The sequence below is a fragment of the Streptomyces sp. ITFR-16 genome (genome assembly GCF_031844705.1).
GTDB lineage: Bacteria > Actinomycetota > Actinomycetes > Streptomycetales > Streptomycetaceae > Streptomyces.
This window is the reverse complement of record NZ_CP134609.1, coordinates 5,265,083-5,283,337: the sequence shown is the minus strand read 5'-3', so window position 1 is coordinate 5,283,337 and position 18,255 is coordinate 5,265,083. Positions and strand designations below refer to the sequence as shown.

Below are 18,255 nucleotides of genomic sequence, written 5' to 3'. Positions count from 1 at the left end.
TGCGGGCCCGTCCGGCGGCCGGGGACCGGACCCCCGCCGCCGGACGGGCCGCCGCGCTCACTCCGACAGCGCCGGCTCCGCCGGCCACGGAACCTGGGGCGACCGGTAGTAGTCGATGCCCTGCGCGGAGAACCGCGGCCCCAGCGCCGCCAGCCGCACCTTGTACGTGTCCCAGTCGTGCGTCGCCGCCGGGGACCACCCGAGCTCCGCCGCCCCGGGCAGCCTCGGGAACGCCATCACGTCGATGTCGTCGCTGTCGGTCAGGGTCTCCGACCAGATCGGGGCCTCGACGCCGAGCACGGCGCTCTCCGGAGCCCCGGTGAGATAGGTCGCCGGGTCCCAGTCGTAGGAGCGCTGGACCTCGACCAGACCGGCCCACTTCAGGCCCAGTTCGGTCTGCTCGTTGTACTTCATGTCGAGGTACACCCGGTCCGCCGGGGACAGCACCAGCTTCGTGCCGTTCTTCGCGGCGTCCACCACCTGCTGCCGCTCGGCGGCCCCCGTGGCGTCGTAGCCCCAGTACTGCGCGACCGCGCCCTTGACCGGCGAGGCCCCGGTGAGCTGGTGCCAGCCCATCACGGTCTTGCCGTACTTCCCGACGGCGGCCTGGGCCCGCTCCATGACCTTCACGTAGTCCTCGTGACTGGTGGAGTGCGCCTCGTCGCCGCCGATGTGGAGGTAGCGGCCGGGGGTCAGCGCGGCCACCTCGCCGAGGACGTCGTCGATGAAGTCGTACGTGACGTCCTTGGCCGCGCACAGGGAGCTGAAGCCGACCTTCGTACCGGTGTAGAGCGGGGGCGCGACACCGTCGCAGTTCAGCTCCGCGTACGAGGCGAGCGCCGCGTTGGTGTGGCCCGGCATGTCGATCTCCGGGACCACCTCCAGGTAGCGGGAGGCCGCGTACCGGACGATCTCCTTGTACTGGGCCTTGGTGTAGTAGCCGCCGGGCCCGCCGCCCACCTCCGTCGAGCCGCCGTACGTGGCCAGCTTCGGCCAGGAGTCGACGGCGATCCGCCAGCCCTGGTCGTCGGAGAGGTGGATGTGGAAGGTGTTCATCTTGTACAGCGCGACCTGGTCGATGTAGCGCTTGACCTCGTCGACCGAGAAGAAGTGCCGCGAGACGTCGAGCATCGCGCCCCGGTAGGCGTAGCGCGGGGTGTCGGTGACGCTGCCGCCCGAGACCCGCCACGGCCCCTTCCGGACGCTGTCGCTCTCCACCTCGGCCGGCAGGAGCTGACGCAGCGTCTGGACGCCGTGGAAGAGCCCTGCGGGCTTGCGGGCGGTGATGGTGACCGAGCCGTGGACCGAGGTCAGCGTGTAGCCCTCCGCGCCGAGCTTGCTGTCGCGCGTGCTGAGCCGCAGCCGGATGCCGTCGGCGCCGTCCTTGGTGGTGACGGGCAGGGCGTAGCCGGTGGAGGGGCGCAGGACGCCCGCCAGGTAGTCGCCGATCTTGCGGGCCTCGCCGGAGGAGGCGTCGACCCGGATCCTGGTGGCGTCGGTGACGGAGTACGGGGAGCCGCCCGGTCTGACCGAGGCGGGGGCGGGCACGACCTGGCCGAGGGGCCTGGGCGCCCAGGCGGCCGGGGTGCTGCCCGCGGCGGACGCCGCGGGGGTGGCGCACGCGCTGGAGACACCGGCCGCCGTGACGAGAAGCAGCGAGCCGAGAAGACGGGGTAGAGCACGGGGAAGAGCGCTGCGCCGGACCGTGTGGAGTCTCACAAGCCGGGTCCCTTTCTACGGGTTCAATCTGCCGGATCTCCTGACCATGCGAACCGCCGCCATGCGTATCGCGTACCTCACGGATGGTCAAGGTGTAGACCACTTCCCCGCGTTGGCGGGGCTTGAACGTGCCGGAGGCTACGGGGCGTATGCCCGATTCATACCGTTGGCCCCGAAAAGGCACCCGGAAGGACCTTTGGGCGACACCCCCGAACGAGCACCCCCGGAACCCGCACGCACCGGAAAAGAAGGCCGCCCACCCCCACTCCTGCCCGAAATCGGGCAGAATTGTTGCGCTCGCGCTCCTTCCCCAGCAATATCGACCCGTGCTCGAACGCCGCTCGTCGTACGACGACCTCATCGACCACCTGGTGCGCAGCACCGCGCTCCAGCGCGGTGAGGCCGCCCGGGTGATCCTCGACGTGCTGGCGTACTTCGACGAGACGACCGACGACTTCGTCCGCCGGCGCCACCGTGAACTGCAGTCCGGCGGCCTGGTCAACGCGGAGATCTTCGAACGGATCGCGGCCGAACTGCCGCACCGGGCCGTCGCACCGCCGGAGCTCTCGCTCCGCCAGCTGCGCCGCATCGTCTACGGCTGAGACGGCCTCGGGGCCGGGCACCCACTTACTCGCAGGGCTTGTTGTACGTCGATGGAGGGGCAGAGACTCTATGTGCGGAATCGTCGGTTATATCGGAAAGCGTGACGTGGCCCCGCTGCTGCTGGAGGGCCTGCAGCGGCTGGAGTACCGGGGCTACGACTCCGCGGGCATCGTGATCACCGGGAAGCCGGCGGCCGGCAAGCCCGCCGCGCTGAAGATGGTCAAGGCCAAGGGCCGGGTGCGTGAGCTGGAGGCCCGCGTCCCCAAGCGCTTCGCCGGCACCACCGGCATCGCCCACACCCGCTGGGCCACCCACGGCGCCCCGAGCGACGAGAACGCCCACCCGCACCTGGACGCGGACGGCAGGGTCGCCGTCGTGCACAACGGCATCATCGACAACGCCGCCGAGCTGCGCACCCGGCTCACCGCCGAGGGCACCGTCTTCCTCTCCGAGACCGACACCGAGGTGCTGGTCCACCTGATCGCCCGCTCGGAGGCGGACACCCTGGAGGAGAAGGTCCGCGAGGCCCTGCGCTCGGTCGAGGGCACGTACGGCATCGCCGTCATGCACGCCGACTTCAACGACCGCATCGTGGTCGCGCGCAACGGCTCGCCGGTCGTCCTCGGCATCGGCGAGAAGGAGATGTTCGTCGCGTCGGACGTCGCAGCCCTGGTCGCCCACACCCGCCAGGTCGTCACGCTGGACGACGGCGAGATGGCCACCCTCAAGGCCGACGACTTCCGTACGTACACGACGGAGGGCTCGACCACGACGGCCACACCGACCACCGTGGAGTGGGAGGCCGAGTCGTACGACATGGGCGGCCACGACACGTACATGCACAAGGAGATCTCCGAGCAGGCCGACGCGGTCGACCGGGTGCTGCGCGGCCGGATCGACGACCGGTTCTCCACCGTGCACCTGGGCGGGCTCAACCTGGACGCCCGCGAGGCGCGCGGGGTCCGCCGGATCAAGATCCTCGGCTGCGGCACCTCGTACCACGCGGGCCAGATCGGCGCCCAGCTGATCGAGGAGCTGGCCCGCATCCCCGCGGACGCCGAGCCCGCGTCCGAGTTCCGCTACCGCAACCCGGTGGTGGACCCGGACACGCTGTACGTCGCGGTCTCCCAGTCCGGTGAGACGTACGACGTGCTGGCCGCCGTCCAGGAGCTGAAGCGCAAGGGCGCGCGCGTCCTCGGCGTGGTCAACGTCGTCGGCTCCGCCATCGCCCGGGAGGCCGACGGGGGTACGTACGTCCACGCGGGCCCCGAGGTGTGCGTGGTCTCCACCAAGTGCTTCACCAACACCGTCGTCGCGTTCGCGCTGCTCGCCCTGCACCTGGGCCGCATCCGGGACCTGTCGGTCGCCGACGGCAAGCGGATCATCGAGGGCCTGCGCAGGCTGCCCGCGCAGATCAGCGAGATCCTGGAGAACGAGGACGAGATCAAGAAGCTGGCCGCGGAGTACGCGGACGCCAAGTCGATGATGTTCATCGGCCGGGTGCGCGGCTACCCGGTCGCCCGTGAGGCCTCGCTGAAGCTCAAGGAGGTCTCGTACATCCACGCCGAGGCCTACCCCGCCTCCGAGCTGAAGCACGGCCCGCTCGCGCTGATCGAGCCCGCGATGCCGACCGTGGCGATCGTGCCGGACGACGACCTGCTGGAGAAGAACCGCGCCGCGATGGAGGAGATCAAGGCCCGCAGCGGCCGCATCCTCGCCGTGGCCCACCAGGTCCAGGAGAAGGCCGACCACACCATCGTCGTCCCGAAGAACGAGAACGAGCTGGACCCGATCCTGATGGGCATCCCGCTCCAGCTCTTCGCGTACCACACGGCGCTGGCCATGGGCCGCGACATCGACAAGCCGCGCAACCTGGCGAAGTCCGTCACCGTCGAGTAGGCACGCCCCGGACGCCCCACGGCGGCGAAAGCGGCCCCGCACCCACCTCCCGTGAGTGCGGGGCCGCTCTCTCCCGCTCGGGCCGGCGCCACCCGGGACCGGCCCGGTCCGCTGCTCAGCCGGTGGCCGTCACTCCTCGGCCGGCAGCACGCCCCGGCAGCGCGGTCGGCCAGTGGGCCAGCGCCGCCGTCGCTCCGTACCAGGCGGCCAGGCCCGCCACGGCGGCGAACCAGCCGCCCGCCTTGCCCAGGAAGGCGCTGTCCGCGAACTGCCCGATGCCCAGGAGCAGCAGCGCGACGAACAGGAGCCCGTACGTCCCCTGGCCGAGCAGACCGCGACCCGACGCGCCGAGGGTCAGCGTGAGCGCGAACAGGGCCCACAGCAGCAGGAAGAGCCCCGCCGCGTGCGCCGAGACCCTGGCGTCGGCTCCGGTGCCCCAGGTGAACCAGAAGGCGCCGAGACCGGCGAACGCCGTGCCCGTGAAGCCGTTGCCCGCGCGGAATTCGAGGAGTCCCGCGACGAACAGGGCGATGCCGCCGACGTACAGCGCGAGCGAGACGGCGTCGGCTGCCGTCACCCCGTCCACGGCACCGGTGTGACCGATCCCGAATGCCAACAGCGTGAGTCCCAGGGCGAGATGGCCGAGGGTGGAGGTGCTGGTGTTTCCCGCAGAGACGTCGTTGTCCACGGCGGGCTCCCTTCGCATGCAATCGTGCTCTTCCCAGTGACGTGTATGTACCCTTCACAAACGCACAATGCACCTCTACGCGTCGGTAGCATCACTCGACGGGCCTTTTCCACAGGCGAGTTGACGCCACCGGGAGAGCGCGGGCGAAATGCCCGAAAGGGCTGGGAAGCAGCCGGGGAGCGAGCGGTGCGCGCCGCTACGGGATGACGACGACCGGGCGCTGGGCGCGCCGCGCCAGCCGGCCCGCCACGGAGCCGAAGATCCGGCCGACGATCCCGTGCGTGGAGCCCACCACGATCGCGTCGGCCGAGTACTCCCGGCCGACCTCCTCCAGCTCGTGGCAGATGTCGCCGCCGCGCTCGACGAGCACCCACGGGATCTCGGAGAGATAGTCCGCGCAGGCCAGCTCCAGACCGAGGACCTCGGTGCGGTGGTCGGGCACGTCGACGAAGACGGGCGGCTCGCAGCCTGCCCAGACCGTCGTCGGCAGCCGGTTGGCGACATGGACGATGATCAGTCCGGAGCCCGTCCGGCGGGACATGCCGATGGCATAGGCGAGGGCCCGCTCGCTTGAGGTGGAGCCGTCGAAGCCGACGACGACACCGTGCCGGAAGGCGGGATCGCAGGATGGGCGCGTTTCTTCGGCCGCCTGCAGGTCCGACATGGGGTCGGCTACCTGCTTGCGGTCCGCGGGTTCGGGGATTTCGTGACCGGCCATCGGTGTCTCGGCGAAGAGAGTCCTCGTGAGGAGAGCGACGTGGGAAGGTGCGTCAGCGGGCGGTGTCGTGGTGTCCGGGAATCATCTTCCCGACCCCTTACCCCCAAGGGTACGGCGCCATTCCTCCACCGCCCATCCCGCGCCACAGCGCGCGCGACGTTTCACGGAGCATGCCCGAGACCGCCCCTGTATGGCAATGCCGGATGTCCGGTACACCGACGTGCCGGGGCGGGCACGGACCCCGGACGGCCCTGCGGCCGGTGACCGGCGGGGGTCCGGCCCGTTAGCCGGGTGACCGCGCTCCCGCACCCCGCCGCAGGGGCGCGGGGGCCACGCGAAACCGACCGCGGCGCCACCGAGCCGCCCAAGGGAGCACGCCGTGCCGGCAACCGACCGACCCACCCGTCCGGAACCGACCGCGCGGCCGATGACCGACGTGGTCCGGTGGGCGGTATTCGGCTGCCTGCTCGTCCCGGCCGTCCTGCTCGCCCACGGCGACTCCGCCGGCGGGGCCCTGACCGTCGCCCTCGGCCTGGCGGCCGTCACGGTGGCCTGCCGGGCCCTGCTGCGCCGCGCCGCCCGGGCCGCCGCCCGGCCGCCGGAGGGGGCGCACAGGGGCGGCCGCGCTCCTCGGGTTGTGCGCCGGTAGAACGACTGATTTCCGCACACGCGACCGTACATTTTCAGCCAACTTCAGGACCCGGTCGAATCCTTGTCGAAATGGCCGATCAACCCCCTTGCCAGCAGGCAGGAAGAGACCGGGCGGTACGCTTCTGCCCAACGGGGACGGGCCATGAACGCCAGGCGCACTTCCCTGCACGACGCACGGGTGAAACGCTTCGTGATCGAACGCTTCCCGCCAGGTTGCCTTGTCGACATAAAGCCGGTTGGTGAACTTGTCACGACGGCACCACGGGACGCAGTAGATTCGATCTTGGGCGTCGAAGGCCGGGGACTCGTACACAACCGAGGGGACGTGTGCAGGTGCGACAGGCCCGTAAGGACCAGGAAGACGCGAACACCGAGGGGGGCTTAGCGTCATGAGCCAGGACTCCGCCACCGCAACGGAGGCTGTACGGAAGCTGAGCGGACGACGACGCCGCGAGGTCGTCGCCGTACTGCTGTTCAGCGGTGGCCCCATCTTCGAGAGCTCCATCCCGCTGTCCGTGTTCGGAATCGACCGCCAGGACGCGGGGGTTCCGCGCTACCGCCTGCTCGTGTGCAGCGGTGAAGAGGGACCGCTGCGCACCACCGGGGGACTCGAACTGACCGCGCCCTACGGGCTGGAGGCGATCAGCAGGGCCGGCACCGTCGTGGTGCCCGCCTGGCGCTCGATCACCTCCCCACCGCCCGTGGAGGCCCTGGACGCGCTGCGCCGCGCCCACGAGGAGGGCGCCCGCATCGTCGGTCTGTGCACGGGGGCCTTCGTGCTCGCCGCCGCCGGACTGCTGGACGGCCGCCCGGCGACCACGCACTGGATGTACGCACCGACGCTGGCCAAGCGCTATCCGTCGGTCCACGTCGATCCGCGCGAGCTCTTCGTCGACGACGGCGACGTGCTCACCTCGGCCGGGACCGCGGCCGGGATCGATCTCTGTCTGCACATAGTGCGTTCGGACCACGGCACGGAGGCCGCCGGGGCGCTCGCCCGCCGGCTCGTCGTGCCGCCTCGGCGCAGCGGCGGCCAGGAGCGCTACCTCGACAGATCTTTACCGGAGGAGATCGGCTCCGACCCGCTCGCCGAGGTCGTGGCCTGGGCGCTGGAGCATCTGCACGAGCAGTTCGACGTGGAGACGCTGGCCGCGCGCGCCTACATGAGCCGGCGGACCTTCGACCGGAGGTTCCGCTCGCTCACGGGCAGCGCACCGCTCCAGTGGCTGATCACCCAGCGGGTGCTGCAGGCGCAGCGGCTGCTGGAGACGTCCGACTACTCGGTCGACGAGGTCGCGGGCCGTTGCGGCTTCCGCTCGCCGGTCGCGCTGCGCGGGCACTTCCGGCGTCAGCTGGGCTCCTCCCCCGCCGCGTACCGGGCCGCCTACCGGGCCCGTCGTCCGCAGGGGGGTCCGGAGCCGGTGGCCACGGTGACCGAGGCGGCGGTGCCCGCCCAGGGCACCCCGGCCGGCCGCCGGACCGCCGTCACCGGCCCGTCCTCCGCCGCTCCCTCGGCACTGGACGGGGGACGCGGGGAGCTCGGGAAGCCGGGCACCGACGCGTTCGCCACGGGGCGCCCGGCCCTGCCGGGGCAGCGGAGTGCCCCGTAGGGTGGGGCGCATGAACGACCGCATGGTGTGGATCGACTGCGAGATGACCGGGCTCTCGTTGACGGAAGACGCACTCATCGAGGTGGCCGCACTGGTCACCGACTCGGAGTTGAACGTGCTCGGCGAAGGGGTGGACATCGTGATCCGCCCGCCGGACACGGCCCTGGAGACCATGCCCGAGGTGGTGCGGCAGATGCACACCGCCTCGGGCCTCCTCGACGAGCTGGCGGGGGGCACCACGCTGGCCGACGCCGAGGAGAAGGTCCTGGCCTATGTCCGCGAGCATGTGAAGGAGCCCGGCAAGGCCCCGCTCTGCGGAAACTCGGTCGGCACCGACCGGGGCTTCCTCTCGCGGGACATGCCGTCGCTGGAGGGCTACCTCCACTACCGGATCGTCGATGTCTCCTCGGTCAAGGAGCTGGCCCGCCGCTGGTTCCCGAGGGCGTACTTCAACAGTCCGGACAAGAACGGCAACCACCGGGCGCTCGCGGACATCCGTGACTCCATCACGGAGCTGCGGTACTACCGGGAGGCGGTCTTCGTCCCGCAGCCCGGCCCCGACTCCGAGCGCGCGAAGTCGATTGCGGCGCGCGTGTCGCCGCCCTCGGCGTAGCTTCCCGGGAAAGCCGCTGGTCACGGCCCTTTCGGGGGCCGCGGCCCGCGGCCGGGTAATGAGGGCGCGAGCACCCTCCGAGACCCTGTACACTTTTTCTCGGCCGGTCGGAAAAAGACCGGACATGGTGGGTATAGCTCAGATGGTAGAGCACCTGGTTGTGGTCCAGGATGTCGCGGGTTCGAGTCCCGTTACTCACCCTCACAGGAAAGGCCCCGGTCGACGACCGGGGCCTTTGCCGTGTCCCCGGCGCCCCGCGAGAGGGCCGGCGTGACACGCGTCACGAGGAGTCGCGGACGACCAGTTCCGTCGGGAGCACGATCTGCGGGCGCTCGGTGGTCTCGCCCGCGATGGCTTCGAGGAGCACCCGGGTCATCGTCCGCCCCATCTCCTCGATCGGCTGCCGGACGCTGGTGAGCGCGGGGTCCATGTGCCGGGCCACGGCCGAGTCGTCGAAGCCGATGAGCGCCACGTCGTCCGGGATGCGCCGGCCGGCCTCGCGCAGCACCTGGCGTGCGCCCGCCGCCATGACGTCGGACGCGGCGAAGACGGCATCCACGTCCGGCCGGCGGGCCAGCAGTTCGCGCATGGCCCGCACCCCGCCCTCCTCGGAGAAGTCGGCGGGGGCGATCAGCCGCTCGTCCGGTTCGAGCCCGGCCTCGGAGACGGCCTTGCGGTAGCCGTCGAGACGCCGCTGGGAGGCGTAGACGTCGAGCCGGCCGGTGATGGTGGCGATGGAGCGGCGGCCCCGGGAGATCAGGTGCTCGACGGCGCCGCGGGCGCCCTCGAAGTTGTCCGAGTCGACGGAGGGCAGCGGCTCGGTGGCGGATCTGCGGCCGTTCATAACGGCGGGCATGCCGAGTTGCTCCAGCAGGTCGGGCAGCGGGTCGTCCGCGTGCACGGAGACCAGCAGCACGCCGTCCACCCGGTGGGCGGTCAGATACTGCGCCAGCCTGCGGCGTTCGCGGTCGCTGCCGACCAGGGTGAGCAGCAGCTGCATCTCCGTGTCCGCGAGGGCGGCGCCGACCCCGCGCACGATGTCGGAGAAGTAGGGCTCCGCGAAGAAGCGGCTCTCCGACTCGGGCACGACGAGCGCGATGGCGTCCGTGCGGTTGCCGGCCAGCGCGCGGGCCGCGCGGTTGGGTACGTAGCCGAGCTCGGCCACGGCCGCTTCCACGGCCTCCCGTGTGTGGGCGCTGACCCTCGGTGAGCCGTTGATGACGCGCGAGGCCGTGCCGCGCCCCACCCCCGCCCGTGCCGCGACCTCTTCGAGCGTGGGCCGGCCCCCGCTCCGTACTCGCGCTGCCGTCATGGCTGCCTCCCGTTCGCGGTCAATTTCTCACAGTCGGATAACCAAACCAAGTCCTGGTGTGGGATCCCTTGACACTCTGCGGGACCGGTCGGCCGCTCCCTCGCCCCGATAATGGGAGCGCTCCCAATCTACGCGCGTGGTCCGGAAGGCATGCTGGTCGGCCCCCGCGAACGGCTGAGACCCGGCACGGGGGCCGGGTCTCAGGGGCGGTACGGGGAGGGGCCGTGCTGGGCGGGGTCGTCCTAGCCGAGGCCCGCCGGCGGGAGGGCGTGACGACGGATCACATCGGCGTACCAGTGCGCGCTGGCCTTGGGGATGCGGCGCTGGGAGGCGTAGTCCACGTAGACGGCGCCGAAGCGCTTGGAATAGCCGTACGCCCACTCGAAGTTGTCCATCAGCGACCAGAGGAAGTAGCCGCGCACGTCCGCGCCGTCGGCCACCGCCCGCTGCACGGCGTCGAGATGGCCGTGCAGGTAGGCGATCCGCTCGGGGTCCTCCACCCGGCCCTCGGGCGAGACGTAGTCGTCGAAGGCCGCGCCGTTCTCCGTGACCATCAGCGGAAGGCCGGGGTGGTCACGGGTGACGTCCATCAGCAGGCTGTAGAGGCCGTCGGGGTCGATCGACCAGTTCATCGCGGTGCGTTCCTTCCCCTCGGCGAGGTGGAAGGCGACGTGCTCGGAGCCGGGCCACGGGGAGTAGTCGCTGGCGCCGTGGCCGTCGTTGCGGGTGTCACCGGCGCCCTCGGCGGGGGTGGAGACCAGCGTCGGGGTGTAGTAGTTGACGCCGAGGACGTCGACCGGGCGGGAGATGGCCTCCAGGTCGCCGTCCTGGACCAGCTTCGACCAGTCCACCACGTGCGCGGTGTCCTCCAGCAGGTCCTCGGGGTAGGCGCCGCGCAGCATCGGGCCGGTGAAGACCCGGTTGCCGACCGCGTCGATGCGGCGGGCGGCGTCCGCGTCCGCCGCGCTCGCCGTCAGCGGGCGCACCTGGTGGAGGTTGAGGGTGACCGAGGTCCGCGCGGCAGCGGGGAGTTGGCCGCGCAGGACCTCGATCGCCCGGCCATGGGCGAGGTTGAGGTGATGGGCCGCCCGCAGGGCGGAGGCGGGCTCGGTCCGGCCGGGGGCGTGCACCCCGGAGCCGTAGCCGAGGAAGGCCGAGCACCACGGCTCGTTGAAGGTGGTCCACGTACCGACGCGGTCGCCGAGGGCGCCCGCCATGATCGCGGCGTAGTCGGCGAACCGCTCGGCGGTCACCCGCTGCGGCCAGCCGCCGGCGTCCTCCAGCTCCTGAGGCAGGTCCCAGTGGTAGAGGGTGGCGACCGGGGCGATGCCGGCCTCCAGCAGTTCGTCCACGAGCTTGCGGTAGAAGTCCAGGCCGCGTTCGACGGCGGGGCCGCGGCCGGTCGGCTGCACCCGGGACCAGGAGATGGAGAAACGGTACGCCTTGAGCCCGAGCCGCTTCATCAGGGCCACGTCGTCGCGGTAGCGGTGGTAGTGGTCGGCGGCGATGTCGCCGGTGTCGCCGTTGCGGACCTTGCCCGGCGTACGGCTGAAGGTGTCCCAGATGGAGGGCGTGCGGCCGTCCTCGGCGGCGGCGCCCTCGACCTGGTAGGCGGCGGTGGCCGCCCCCCAGACGAAGCCCGTCGGAAATCTCGTTGCCTCGGGCGCCTGCTTCGGGGCGATGTCGGGTCGTACAGCAGTCATGCGGGAGCGCTCCCAGGAAGTGGACGGACAGGGGCGTGGACAGGGTGGGGCTCCGGAGCCCGTCCGGTCCGCGGGGCGGGCGCGGACCGTACCGGGCGTCCGGCGGGAGGAGGGGGCCGGCAGGGGTGTCAGCCCTTGACGGCGCCGGACATGATGCCGCCGACGATCTGTTTGCCGAAGATCACGAACACGACGAGCAGCGGCAGGGTGCTGATCAGCGCGCCGGCCATCACGATGCTCGTGTCGGGGGTGTACGAGGCGCTCAGCTGGCCGAGGGCCACCTGAAGGGTGGGATTCTGCTGGTTCAGGGCGAGGTAGGGCCAGAAGAAGTCGTTCCACGCCTGGACGAAGGTGAGCATGCCGAGCACCATCATCGCGGGGCGCGCCACCGGCAGCACCACGCTCAGCACGATGCGGAAGTTGTTCGCGCCGTCGATCTTGGCGGCCTCGATCAGCTCGTACGGCAGCGCCTCGGTCAGGTACTGGCGCATGAAGAACACACCGAAGGCGCTCACCAGGGTCGGGAAGATCACCGACTCCAGGTTCCCGCCCCAGCCGAGGTCGGCCATCATCATGAACAGCGGGACGACGCTGAGCTGCGGCGGGATCGTCAGGGTCAGGATGACCCCCGTCATCAGGGCGCCGCGGCCGCGGAAGCGCATCTTGGCGAAGGCGTAGCCGGCCAGGGTGCAGAAGAAGAGCGTCGCCGCCGTGATGCAGCCGGCCACGATGACGCTGTTGACGATCGCCTTGCCCAGGTGGGCCTGGGTCCAGGCGGCGTCGAGGTTGTGCATGAGCCGGCCGCCCGGCAGGAACGGCGGGGTGGTGGCCAGCACTTCGTCCTGGGTGTGGGACGCGGCGACCAGGGTCCAGTACAGCGGCAGCAGCGAGCCGATACCGACGACGGCCAGGGCGATGTAGGCGAACGGGCCGCCCTTGAGCTGCTGTCCCGCGCCGGGCCTGAAGCGGCTGGGACCCCTCGGGGCGCGGTGGACGGAGCGTGCCGGGACACCGAGCTCCTGGACTTTGGTGGGGCTGGTCATGGTCATTGGATATCGCTCCCGGTCAGACCGCGGATTTGCGTACGAAGCGGCCGATGAGCCAGTTGACCGCGGCGATGATCAGCAGGAGGGCGAGCATCGCCCAGGCCACTGCGGCGGCCGGACCGAGATGTCCCAGGTTCCAACCGTAGTTGTAGAGGTAGACGCTGAGGGTCTCGTACTGATTCTCGTTGCCGCCGGTCGCGCCGAGCGTGCCGCCCTCCAGCAGCAGGGGCTCACCGAACAGCTGCATGGAGCCGATGGTCGAGATGACGATCGTGAAGAGGATCGTGGGCCGCAGCGAGGGGATGGTCACCTTGCGGAACTGCTGCCAGCGCGAGGCGCCGTCGAGCGAGGCCGCCTCGTACAGATCGGTCGGCACGGCCTGCATCGCGGCCAGGTAGATCAGGGTGTTGTAGCCGGTCCAGCGCCAGATCACGATGATCGAGATGGCTATCTTGGACGTCCAGTGGCCGTTGCCCCAGTTGGTGTCACCGAGGCCGACGAAGTGCAGCGCCCAGTTCAGCAGACCGCCGTCGGCCCGGAAGACCAGGGCGAAGACGAGGGCCGCGGAGGCCACCGAGGTGGCGTACGGGGTGAGGATGACCGTGCGCCAGAAGGTGCTGGCGCGCAGCTTGTAGTTCAGCAGATGGGCCAGGCCCAGCGCGACGAGCAGCTGCGGGACCGTCGACATGACACCGATGAGGAAGGTGTTGGTGACGGCCGTCCAGAACTCGGAGTCGTGCAGGATCCGGTCGAAGTTCTCCCAGCCCACCCACTCCATCCGGTCCATGCCGGTCATCTCGACCCGGTGCAGGGCGATCCAGCCGGTGTAGAGGAGGGGGTAGAGCCCGAAGGCACCGAAGACGAGGAAGAACGGGGCGATGTAGGCGTACGGCGACGCCTTGTCGTCGAACCTCCAGAGCCGGCTCCGCCACGTCTGCCGGCGGGTGCTCGCCGGTGTCTGCTGGGAGCCTCGGGGTGGCGGCGCGTATGCGTCCCGGGTGGGAGTCGAGGTGGCCACGAGCGGGAGTCCTTCCCTGGATTGCTTGAGTTGCCCGGGTACGGGGGCACGGGCCGAAGCCGGCGGCGGTCGGCCCGGGCCACCCCGCGGGACGGGGACACGCAGGTGCGGGCGGCCCGGTGGCCGCCCGCTCCGCGACGGTCAGCCGATCACCTTGTCGATCGCCTTGGTCGCCGCCTCCCACGCCGCGTCGGGCTCGGTCCCGCGCTGCTCCATGTTGTTGATCTGGGTGGAGATGGTGTCCTTGATGGCCGCGTCCTTCGGGCCGAGGACGGTCTCCGGGATGGACTTCGCCTCGTCCGCGTAGATCTGGCCGATGGGCGCGTCGTTGAAGTACGGGAGCTTCGCGTTCTTCACGTCGGGCAGCTCGTACGCGCCCTTGTTGGACGGGAAGCTGCCGATCGCCTTGAAGACGGCGGCCTGCTGCTCGGGGGCGGTCAGCCACTTGACCAGCTTGGTGGCCTCGTCGACGTTCTTGCCGGCCTTGGGCACACCGAGGAAGGAGCCGCCCCAGTTGGCGGCCGTCGAGCCGGGGGCGGTGGTGATGTTCCACTTGCCCTTGTTGCCCTCACCGGCGTTCACCGAGATCTGGCCGGCCATCCAGGCGGGGCAGGCGACGGTGGCGATGGTGCCCTTGCGCAGGGCGGCCGCCCACGGGTCGCTGAACTGGGCCAGGCCCTGGGTCAGCTTCTTGTCCGCGGCCTCGGCCGCGAGGTTCCAGCCCTGCTTGACACTGGGGCTGTCCTTGTAGATCGCCTTGCCGCTCTCGTCGTAGTACTGCTTCGCGTTCGAGCTGACGACGGCGTTGTACATGGCGCTGGCGGAGTCCATGTAGAACGTGCCCGAGGGGGCGTTCTTCTTGTACTCCTCGCCGAGCTTGAGGTAGTCCTCCCAGCCACCGGCGATCTTGGCGGCGACTTCCTTGCGGTCGGTCGGCAGCCCGGCCTTCTTGAAGAGCTCGGTGTTGTAGCAGAGCGACATCGGGCCGATGTCGGTCCCCGCGCCGATCACCTTGCCGTCGGGGGTGGTGGCCTGCTTCTCCTTCCAGGACACCCACTCGTTGACGTCGATGACCTTGCTCAGGTCGGCGAACTGGTCCGCCTTGGTGTCGACGAGCTCCTTGATACGGCCGACCTCGAGGCCCTGGACGTCGGCCAGACCGCTGCCGGAGTTCAGCTGCTGGAGCAGCTTGGGGTAGTAGACCTTCTCATCGGCGGTGGTGTCTTCCTTCACCGTGATGTTCGGGTGCAGCTCGTGGTACTTGGCGAACAGGCCGGCTTCCTTGTAGCCGAACTGCCCGAAGTCGGCGACGGTCAGCGTGATCTTCCCGTTCGCATCCGAGGCCGAATTGTCCGATGAGTCGGAGTCGCTGCTGCAGCCGGTCAGCAGCAGGGCCGAAGCGGTCAGGCCCGTGGTGGCCAGAACCGCGACTCTGCGGCTCCGGCCGGCGACGGTGCGGGTGATACGCATTCCACTACTCCTTGTTCCAGGGTGGGACTGGCTCACTGCGTGGCATACGCGCTGGTGAGTGCGGGTGCCGGTGGGTTCAGGTGGGAGGGCACGGGCGGTGCCGTTCACGCGGGAAATCCCCGCGCAATGTGGGAGCGCTCCCATGCGTTCGATGTCGGAAGGTTCCTGCCTGGGAGGGGTGGGTGTCAAGACTTGAAGACGCTTCCGTTGCGCGAGCGTGTCCTGCAAGTCACGAGACCGTGTCCGGCCGAAGGCTTGCCAAAGCGCGCGTACGAGGGATTCGGAATGCGTGATTCCCGAATTGCCGCAGGTGGAAGGCGTGTTGAGAGTCGATCAAGCGGCCTTTCCCGGCAAGCGGCCGGGGGCGCGCGGCTTTCGCGGAATCCCCCGGAAACAGTCGCCGCCGCCCTCGATCCCGGCGGCCGGGCCCGCCGGAAGGTGAACGGGGCAGTGCGCTGCGGGGGTGCTCAGGGGCACCCCCGCGTTCTTTGCCCGAACGAGGGCCGCCCCGGGCGGGGCCCTGGAGCCGCCCCTCAGGCCGCGCGCAGGCGGGCCAGGGTGGCTTCCAGCTCCGTACGGGCGGCCCGCGCCGCCGACTCCGCGTCGCCCGCCACCACCGCCGCGACCAGCGCCCGGTGGCCCGCCTCGCCGTGGTGCGGGTTCTCCCGGCGCAGCCCCAGCAGCTCGACCAGATCGATGAGCGCCTGGCGCAGGGCGGGCGCGAACTCCCCGAAGAGGTCGGTGAGCACGGGGTTGTGGGCGGCCGCCACGACCGCCCGGTGCAGGGCGATGTCCGCGTCGACGAAGCCGGCGTCCGGCCCCGCGCCCGCCGCCCGCCGCGCGTCGAGCGCCTCGGACAGCGCGGTCAGGTCCTCGTCGGTGCGGCGCCGCGCGGCCAGCCGGGCGGCCTCGACCTCGACGAGCATGCGCACCTCGTAGACGTCGGTGACCGCGGCCCGCCGCAGCCGGACCGGCCACTCCTGCGCCGCGTGGTCGGCGATGACGAAGACGCCGGCGCCCTGGCGGGAGCGGAGCAGGCCGAGGGTGGCGAGCGTACGGACGGCCTCGCGGACCGTGGAGCGGCCCACGCCCAGCTCCCTGGCGAGGGTGGTCTCGCCGGGGAGCTTCGTGCCCACCGGCCAGTGGCCCTCGGTGATCCGCGCGCGCAGATGGCCGGCGGCCTGTTCGACCAGGGGGCTGGGGCGGAGGGGACCGAGCGACGACACGGAGTTCACCTATCAGGTTGTCTGAGGACTTGGTTGTGGCTACGGTACCGGTCATGACGTACCGCGGTCTCCTTCTTCTCGGCTGCCGCGGCGGGGCCTGAAGCGATCGGCACCCCGCCGCGGGGTGCCGTGCTGTGCCGGTCGCATCCGGCGATGCGAGAAGAGACACCGTTCATGCCCGAGTCCACCTCAGCGGCGACGTCCGACGTTCTGTCACCGATGCACAGCTTCCCCACCCTCTGCACGCCCCGCGGCCCCGTACCCGAGACCGCGCCCCGCTGGAATCCGCAACGCTCCAGCTCCATGCCGTCGCACCGCTACCGGTCCGCGTTCGACCGCGTCGAGATCCCGCTGACCGGCCGGAGCTGGCCGCAGGCCCGTATCGGCCACGCACCGCTCTGGGTCCCGGTCGACCTGCGGGACGGCAACCAGGCGCTCGCCGAGCCGATGGACACCCCGCGCAAGCGGCGCATGTTCGATCTGCTGGTCGCGATGGGCTTCAAGGAGATCGAGGTCGGCTACCCGTCAGCGAGCCGCACCGACTTCGGCTTCGTCCGGCATCTGGCTGAGAGCGGGGCCGTGCCGGACGACGTGACGGTGGTCGTCTTCACCCCCGCCAGGCCGGAGCTGATCGACCGGACCTTCGAGTCCGTCGCGGGCCTGGACCGGGTGGTCGTCCACCTCTACATCCCGACCGCGCCCGTCTGGCGCGACGTCGTCCTCGGCCGCGACCGGGCCGAGGTGCACGGCGTGGTGCTGGACGCCGCCCGGCGGATGGACCGGCTGGCGCGGGCCCGGCCGGGGGCGGACATCCGGTTCGAGTTCTCGCCGGAGGTTTTCGTCCTGACCGAGCCGGACTTCGTCCTGGAGGTCTGCGACAGCCTGACCGAGCTGTGGGACGCCTCGCCGGACCGGCCCGTCATCCACAACCTCCCGGCCACGGTGGAGATCGCCACGCCCAATGTGTACGCGGACCAGATCGAGTACATGCACCGCCATCTGGCCCGCCGCGACGCGGTGATCCTCTCCGTCCACCCGCACAACGACCGGGGTACGGGCGTGGCCTGCGCCGAACTCGCCGTGCTGGCGGGGGCCCAGCGGGTGGAGGGCTGCCTGTTCGGCAACGGGGAGCGCACCGGCAACGTCGACCTGGTCACCCTGGCGCTCAATCTGCACGCCCAGGGCGTCGACCCGATGATCGACTTCTCGGACATCGACGAGATCCGCCGCACGGTCGAGCACTGCAACCGGCTGGCGGTGCCGCCGCGCCATCCGTACGGCGGGGACCTGGTGTACACCGCGTTCTCCGGCACCCACCAGGACGCGATCAGCAAGGGCTTCGCGCACCGGGAGGCGGGCGGCTCGGAGCTGTGGTCGGTGCCGTACCTGCCGATCGACCCGGCGGACGTGGGGCGGACGTACGAGGCGGTGATCCGGGTCAACAGCCAGTCGGGCAAGGGCGGGATCGCGCATCTGCTGCGCGACCACCACGGGGTGGAGCTGCCGGCCGGGATGCGGGCGGACTTCTCGCGCACCGTGCAGGAGGCGACGGACGACAGCGGCCGGGAGGCGACGCCGAAGGACCTGTGGGACCTGTTCGAAGCCGCGTATCTGGTCCCCGGCCGGGACGGGTCCGTCGCGCTGAGCTCCTGGACGACGGAGCGGGCTCCGGGCGGGGAGCACCGGTTCGTCTGCACCCTGCGGGTGGACGGCCGCGAGGGCGACCACGAGGGCACCGGCAGCGGTCCGGTGGGGGCGTTCACCCATGCGCTGGAGGGGGCCGGGGTCAAGGTCGCGGTCCTGGACTTCGCGGAGCACGGGGTGGCGGGCGCGGTGACGGCGTACGCGCGGTGCCGGGTCGGCGACGCGGTGCGCTGGGGCGCGGGCCGGGCCACGTCCTCCGTGGCGGCCTCGGTGGCAGCGGTCCTGTCGGCGGTGAACCGAGTAGAGGGCTGAGCCCGGAACCGGGTCCGCCCGGG

At 71.0% G+C, this 18,255-nt stretch carries 16 protein-coding genes and 1 tRNA gene; 8 read left to right on the top strand and 9 right to left on the bottom strand.

The window, feature by feature from the left end; genetic code table 11:
* Positions 1–57: 57 nt before the first annotated feature.
* Positions 58–1,719 carry a beta-N-acetylhexosaminidase gene (locus RLT58_RS23435; protein ID WP_311312334.1) on the bottom strand — a complete coding sequence of 554 codons (1,662 nt, stop codon included), beginning with the start codon at positions 1,717–1,719 and terminating at the stop codon, positions 58–60.
* A gap of 326 nt (positions 1,720–2,045) precedes the next feature.
* Here RLT58_RS23435 and RLT58_RS23430 point away from each other — a divergent pair, with 326 nt between their 5' ends.
* Complete coding sequence (locus tag RLT58_RS23430; RefSeq protein ID WP_311312333.1) at positions 2,046–2,321, top strand: hypothetical protein; 276 nt, start codon at positions 2,046–2,048, stop codon at positions 2,319–2,321.
* Positions 2,322–2,391: 70 nt separating this feature from the next.
* Entirely contained in the window at positions 2,392–4,221 is a 1,830-nt protein-coding gene (glmS, locus tag RLT58_RS23425; protein ID WP_311312332.1) for a glutamine--fructose-6-phosphate transaminase (isomerizing), read from the top strand.
* 115 nt (positions 4,222–4,336) lie between these two features.
* On the opposite strand, the gene RLT58_RS23420 is transcribed toward glmS, so the two are convergent.
* Both RLT58_RS23420 and RLT58_RS23415 read right to left on the bottom strand, forming a co-directional pair.
* On the bottom strand, positions 4,337–4,909 hold the full coding sequence (locus tag RLT58_RS23420) for an acetate uptake transporter (protein WP_311312331.1): 573 nt from the start codon (positions 4,907–4,909) through the stop codon (positions 4,337–4,339).
* A gap of 196 nt (positions 4,910–5,105) precedes the next feature.
* Entirely contained in the window at positions 5,106–5,627 is a 522-nt protein-coding gene (locus tag RLT58_RS23415) for a universal stress protein (RefSeq protein WP_311312330.1), read from the bottom strand.
* Between the two features lie 427 nt (positions 5,628–6,054).
* On the opposite strand from RLT58_RS23415, the gene RLT58_RS23410 reads away from it, so the two are divergent.
* From RLT58_RS23410 to RLT58_RS23395, 4 genes are all read left to right on the top strand, one after another.
* Positions 6,055–6,276, top strand: a complete 222-nt coding sequence (locus RLT58_RS23410) for a hypothetical protein (protein ID WP_311312329.1) — start codon at positions 6,055–6,057, stop codon at positions 6,274–6,276.
* 391 nt (positions 6,277–6,667) lie between these two features.
* The gene (locus RLT58_RS23405) at positions 6,668–7,888 is read left to right on the top strand and encodes a helix-turn-helix domain-containing protein (protein ID WP_311312328.1); all 1,221 of its coding nucleotides are present in this window, start codon (positions 6,668–6,670) and stop codon (positions 7,886–7,888) included.
* A 10-nt stretch (positions 7,889–7,898) separates the two neighbouring features.
* On the top strand, positions 7,899–8,501 hold the full coding sequence (gene orn, locus RLT58_RS23400; RefSeq protein ID WP_311312327.1) for an oligoribonuclease: 603 nt from the start codon (positions 7,899–7,901) through the stop codon (positions 8,499–8,501).
* Positions 8,502–8,628: 127 nt separating this feature from the next.
* Positions 8,629–8,701, top strand: a tRNA-His gene (locus tag RLT58_RS23395).
* An 80-nt stretch (positions 8,702–8,781) separates the two neighbouring features.
* Here RLT58_RS23395 and RLT58_RS23390 read toward each other — a convergent pair.
* From RLT58_RS23390 to RLT58_RS23375, 4 genes are all read right to left on the bottom strand, one after another.
* Positions 8,782–9,813 carry a LacI family DNA-binding transcriptional regulator gene (locus RLT58_RS23390; RefSeq protein ID WP_311312326.1) on the bottom strand — a complete coding sequence of 344 codons (1,032 nt, stop codon included), beginning with the start codon at positions 9,811–9,813 and terminating at the stop codon, positions 8,782–8,784.
* 242 nt (positions 9,814–10,055) lie between these two features.
* Positions 10,056–11,516, bottom strand: coding sequence for a GH1 family beta-glucosidase (locus RLT58_RS23385; RefSeq protein WP_311312325.1), 1,461 nt, complete (start codon positions 11,514–11,516; stop codon positions 10,056–10,058).
* A 128-nt stretch (positions 11,517–11,644) separates the two neighbouring features.
* A complete protein-coding gene (locus RLT58_RS23380; RefSeq protein WP_311312324.1) occupies positions 11,645–12,565 on the bottom strand; it encodes a carbohydrate ABC transporter permease in 921 nt (306 codons plus the stop codon).
* Positions 12,566–12,581: 16 nt separating this feature from the next.
* Positions 12,582–13,250 carry a carbohydrate ABC transporter permease gene (locus tag RLT58_RS23375; RefSeq protein ID WP_399131672.1) on the bottom strand — a complete coding sequence of 223 codons (669 nt, stop codon included), beginning with the start codon at positions 13,248–13,250 and terminating at the stop codon, positions 12,582–12,584.
* Here RLT58_RS23375 and RLT58_RS36150 point away from each other — a divergent pair.
* Positions 13,249–13,392 carry a CRISPR-associated DxTHG motif protein gene (locus tag RLT58_RS36150; RefSeq protein WP_399131671.1) on the top strand — a complete coding sequence of 48 codons (144 nt, stop codon included), beginning with the start codon at positions 13,249–13,251 and terminating at the stop codon, positions 13,390–13,392. The two genes, RLT58_RS23375 and RLT58_RS36150, sit on opposite strands and share 2 nt — an antisense overlap.
* A gap of 329 nt (positions 13,393–13,721) precedes the next feature.
* Here RLT58_RS36150 and RLT58_RS23370 read toward each other — a convergent pair whose 3' ends face one another.
* Complete coding sequence (locus RLT58_RS23370; RefSeq protein ID WP_311312322.1) at positions 13,722–15,050, bottom strand: ABC transporter substrate-binding protein; 1,329 nt, start codon at positions 15,048–15,050, stop codon at positions 13,722–13,724.
* Between the two features lie 533 nt (positions 15,051–15,583).
* Positions 15,584–16,285 (bottom strand): FadR/GntR family transcriptional regulator, encoded by a 702-nt coding sequence (locus tag RLT58_RS23365; protein ID WP_399131670.1) that lies wholly within the window; start codon positions 16,283–16,285, stop codon positions 15,584–15,586.
* A 165-nt stretch (positions 16,286–16,450) separates the two neighbouring features.
* Here RLT58_RS23365 and RLT58_RS23360 point away from each other — a divergent pair, with 165 nt between their 5' ends.
* On the top strand, positions 16,451–18,232 hold the full coding sequence (locus tag RLT58_RS23360; protein ID WP_311312321.1) for a 2-isopropylmalate synthase: 1,782 nt from the start codon (positions 16,451–16,453) through the stop codon (positions 18,230–18,232).
* Positions 18,233–18,255 lie beyond the last annotated feature (23 nt).